We start from the raw sequence: 4,686 nt of genomic DNA, 5'->3' as shown, positions 1-4,686 counted from the left end.
GCTGCTGGATGAGGGCATTGCCGTCATGCCGTTGCCAGCGGCAGTCAAGGAAACCCTGCAGTAGCCACTGCACCCGGTCCTGGGGGTAGACCTTGCAGAATGGTGCGGGATCAACTGGTGAACTGCAGTGCGGCCAGGCGCGCATACACCCCACTTTGTGCCATCAATGCGCTATGGGTGCCTTGCTCCACGATCTGACCGTGGTCCAGCACCACGATGCGGTCGGCATTTTGTACCGTGGCCAGGCGGTGGGCGATCACCAGCGTGGTCCTTTTGCCAGTGTGGCGCTGCATGGCAGTGTCAAGCGCGGCCTGCACCATGCGCTCACTTTCTGCGTCCAGTGCGCTGGTGGCCTCGTCCAGCAGCAACAGGGGTGGATTTTTGAGCATGGCTCGGGCAATGGCGATACGCTGGCGCTGGCCGCCCGACAGGCGTACACCCCGTTCGCCCAGAAACGTGTGGTAGCCCTCGGGCAGGGCTGCGATGAAGTCATGCGCAAAGGCAGCCCGGGTGGCCGCCATGACCTCTTCGTCGGAGGCATCCGGACGGCCATAGCGGACGTTGTCCATGGCCGAGGCGGAGAAAATCACGGCATCCTGGGGCACGGTGCCCGTATGGGCGCGCAGTGTGTCCAAGCTCAGGTCGCGGATGTCCACACCGTTCAATAGGATGCGTCCCTCTCGTGAACCCTGAGCACCCGCCTCCCAGCCTCTATCCACGTCATAAAAGCGCTGCAGCAACTGAAACACCGTGGTCTTGCCCGCCCCGCTGGCGCCCACCAGTGCCACCGTCTCTCCGGGTAACAGGTGCAGCGAGAAGTTCTGCAGTGCGGGCTGATCCGGGCGCGACGGGTAGTGAAACTGCACGTTGTCAAACTGCACCTCCAGCCCTTGATCCGAAGTGGGCAGCCGCTTGGGTGTCGCAGGGTTTGCCACGGGGGAACGGCTCGACAGCAACTCCATCAAGCGCTCGGTGGCACCGGCAGCACGCAGCAGGTCTCCGTACACTTCGCCCAATACTGCCACCGCGCTCGCCAGCAGAATCACGTACACCACGGTCTGGCCCAGGTGGCCTGCACTCATCTGCCCGGCCAACACGGCTTCTGTGCCCCGGTACAGCCCCCACAGCAACAGGGCCGCGTTGGCGATGATGATGAAGGCCACGAGCAAGGCGCGCGCCTTGGTGCGCTTGACTGCCGCGCGAAAGGCGTCTTCCGTGGCCCGCGCAAACCTTGAGGCCTCGCGTGGCTCTGCGGTATAGCTTTGCACCACGGGGATGGCGTTGAGCACTTCGGCCGCGATGGCGCTGGAGTCGGCCACGCGGTCCTGGCTGTCGCGTGACAATCGGCGCACCCTGCGACCGATCCACATCGTGGGCAGCACCACCAGCACGACGGCCAGCAGTACCACCGACATCACATAGGGATTCGTCCACACCAGCATGACCAGGGCACCCAGGCCCAGAACCGCATTTCGCAGCCCCATGGACAGCGATGAGCCGACCACGGTCTGCACCAGCGTCGTGTCCGACGTCAGCCGCGACAGCACCTCGCCGGTTTGGGTGGTCTCGAAGAACTGGGGGCTTTGCTGCAGCACATGGCTATAGACGGCGTTGCGCAGGTCAGCGGTGACGCGCTCGCCCAGCCAGCTCACCRTATARAAGCGCGCSGCCGAAAACCCGCCCAGTGCCATGGCCACCGCAAACAGCTCTTCAAAATGCCCGCGAAGGGCCATGGCCTGCGCTCCCCGGTCACCCGTCGCAGAGACCAGGCCTCCATCGATGAGATTGCGCAGTGCCATGGGAAACGCCAGTGTGGCCAATGCCGCCAGCACCAGGAACACCAGCGACAGTGCAATGCGCGCACGATACGGCCGCAAAAAGGGCAGCAGTCCCGTGAGCGAGCGGGGGGCGCCACGGGCGGGTGTGGAGGAGGGGAGGGAGGGCATCATGGCAGTGTAGGCGGCTCAGCTGAGTGCCGCAGAAGGAGCGCGGTCCGGCCCCTCCATGGTTATAAGTGGTGCCCACGGCGGTGAATACCAAGGCTTGTCAGTAAAAAGTCAGTGATGGGCGCGGCGCTGCGCCACCACCGCGTGTGGTCTTCTGTGCCTGCCACGGCGCCAGATTGAGCATTGGCGCGCTGCTCGCGCCCGTACATCCCCAGCGCCATGCGCCCTCAGGGCGGGTACGTAGGCATTTATACATAGGCATTAGTCCCAGTATCTACCGCGGGGTAGGGAGACATACGATGCGTTGCGATCCAACCTCCCCGGAGACCTTGTTGCAAGGCTCCTCATTTCAGCACCTTACGGAGCGGCCAAGGCGCAATGAGCGACGTCATTCTTGAAACCAACAGCCTGACCAAAGAGTTCAAGGGCTTCACAGCCGTCAGCGATGTGAACCTGGCCGTTCGGCGCGGCTCCATCCATGCGCTGATCGGTCCCAATGGTGCGGGCAAGACCACGTGCTTCAACCTGCTCACCAAGTTCCTGGAGCCGACCTCGGGTGTCATCCGCTTCAACGGGCACGACATCACGCGAGAGCAGCCCGCACAGATTGCGCGCCGCGGGGTGATCCGTTCGTTCCAGATTTCGGCGGTGTTCCCGCACCTCACACTCATCGAGAACGTGCGCCTGGGCCTGCAGCGCAAGCTGGGCACCTCGTTCCACTTTTGGCGCAGCGAGCGCACCCTGCGGCAGCTTGACGACCGTGCCATGCAACTGCTGACCGAGGTGGGGCTGGAAGACTTGGCCGATGAAGTGACCGTGAACCTGCCCTATGGCCGCAAGCGCGCACTGGAGATCGCGACCACGCTGTCCATGGAGCCCGAGTTGATGCTGCTSGACGARCCCACGCAGGGCATGGGCCACGARGACGTGSACCGCGTTACCCAGCTCATCAAGAAGGTCTCGGCMGGCCGCACCATCCTGATGGTSGARCACAACATGAAGGTGGTGTCGACCATCGCAGACCGTATCACCGTGCTGCAGCGCGGCGCCGTGCTGGCCGAAGGCCCCTACGCAGAAGTCTCCAACAACCCCCAAGTCATGGAAGCCTACATGGGCACGACCGACGGCCAACTGCAGGGAGCGCACTGATGGCTGGCGCTCCCGCACTCGAAATCAAGAACCTCGAAGCCTGGTACGGCGAGTCGCATGTGCTGCACGGCGTGGACATCGTCGTCCAGCCGGGCGAGGTGGTCACGCTGCTGGGCCGCAACGGTGCAGGCCGCACCACCACCATGCGCGCCATAATGGGGCTGACCGGTGCGCGCAAGGGTTCGGTCAAGATCAACGGCGTGGAAACCGTGAACATGCCCACGCACCGTATTGCGCACCTGGGCGTGGGCTACTGCCCTGAAGAGCGTGGCATTTTCTCCAGCCTGTCGTGCGAAGAAAACCTGCTGTTGCCACCCGCCCTCAAGACGGGCACGCCGGGCATGTCGGTGSMSGAGATCTACGMSATGTTCCCCAACCTGGCCGAGCGCMRSAACAGCCMGGGCACGCGSCTGTCGGGCGGYGARCAGCAGATGCTSGCKGTGGCCCGCATCCTGCGCACYGGCGCCAAKCTGCTGCTGCTCGATGARATCTCCGAAGGCCTSGCGCCCGTCATYGTGCAGGCCCTGGCCCGCATGATCACCATGCTGCGCCAAAAGGGCTACACCGTGGTCATGGTTGAGCAGAACTTCCGTTTTGCCGCACCGCTGGCCGACCGGTTCTACGTGATGGAGCACGGCCGCATCGTGGAGAAGTTTGGCGCTGCCGAGCTGGAAGCGAAGATGCCTGTGCTCAACGAACTGCTGGGCGTCTGAGCCACGCCCACACCCTTTCCCCACCGTTTTCTTCCACCACACCCACAGGAGACAAATCCATGAAGAAACAACTCAAAGTGCTGGCACTGATGCTGGGCGTTGCAGGTCTGGCCACCTCGGCCGCGCACGCACAGGACAAGGTCAAGATCGGTTTCATCACCGACATGTCCAGCCTGTATGCGGACGTGGAAGGCAAGAACGGCGCAGTGGCCATTCAGATGGCGATTGACGACTTCGGAGGCAAGGTGCTGGGCATGCCCATCGAGCTGCTGACAGCAGACCACCAGAACAAGGCCGACATCGCAGCCTCCAAGGCCCGGGAGTGGATCGATACCCAAGGCCTGACCATGCTGTTTGGGGGAACCAACTCGGGTACCGCACTTGCTTCGGCCAAGGTCGCTGCCGAGAAAAAGCGTGTCTATATCAACAACGGTGCTGCCAGCTCCGCGCTGACCAACGACCAGTGCACACCGTACACCGTGCACTACGCGTATGACACCGTGGCACTGGCCAAGGGCACGGGCTCGGCCATTGTGGATGGCGGCGGCAAGAGCTGGTACTTCCTGACGGCAGACTATGCCTTCGGCCATGCGCTCGAAGCCGACACCACCGCCGTGGTCAAGGCCAAGGGCGGCAACGTGGTGGGCGCTGTGCGCCACCCGCTGAACGCGTCCGACTTCTCGTCCTTCCTGCTGCAGGCACAGAACTCCAAGGCGCAAATCCTGGGCCTGGCCAATGCAGGTGGTGACACCATCAACTCCATCAAGGCTGCCAAGGAGTTCGGCATCGGCAAGAGCATGAAGCTCGCCGGCCTGCTGATCTTCATCTCCGATGTGCACAGCCTGGGCCTGCGCAACACCGAAGGCCTGCAGTTCACC

4 protein-coding genes are annotated in these 4,686 nt (G+C 63.4%); 3 read left to right on the top strand and 1 reads right to left on the bottom strand.

What is annotated here, in order from left to right; genetic code table 11:
* Positions 1 to 110 precede the first annotated feature (110 nt).
* A complete protein-coding gene (locus AC04MI_RS23550) occupies positions 111 to 1,946 on the bottom strand; it encodes an ABC transporter transmembrane domain-containing protein (protein ID WP_476498850.1) in 1,836 nt (611 codons plus the stop codon).
* A 378-nt stretch (positions 1,947 to 2,324) separates the two neighbouring features.
* On the opposite strand from AC04MI_RS23550, the gene AC04MI_RS23545 reads away from it, so the two are divergent.
* The 3 genes from AC04MI_RS23545 to AC04MI_RS23535 form a co-directional block, all read left to right on the top strand.
* Positions 2,325 to 3,095 carry an ABC transporter ATP-binding protein gene (locus AC04MI_RS23545; RefSeq protein WP_476498849.1) on the top strand — a complete coding sequence of 257 codons (771 nt, stop codon included), beginning with the start codon at positions 2,325 to 2,327 and terminating at the stop codon, positions 3,093 to 3,095.
* Positions 3,095 to 3,808: an ABC transporter ATP-binding protein gene (locus AC04MI_RS23540; RefSeq protein WP_476498848.1), complete on the top strand. Its 714-nt coding sequence runs from the start codon at positions 3,095 to 3,097 to the stop codon at positions 3,806 to 3,808. Before AC04MI_RS23545 ends, AC04MI_RS23540 begins: the two co-directional genes overlap by 1 nt.
* Before the next feature lie 59 nt (positions 3,809 to 3,867).
* Positions 3,868 to 4,686 (top strand): ABC transporter substrate-binding protein (locus AC04MI_RS23535; RefSeq protein ID WP_476498847.1); only part of this gene is annotated, 819 nt, incomplete at its 3' end.

The organism is Acidovorax sp. LjRoot204 (assembly GCF_056175785.1).
Note: the sequence above shows the minus strand (reverse complement) of the source record. Positions and strands in the feature narration are given on the sequence as shown.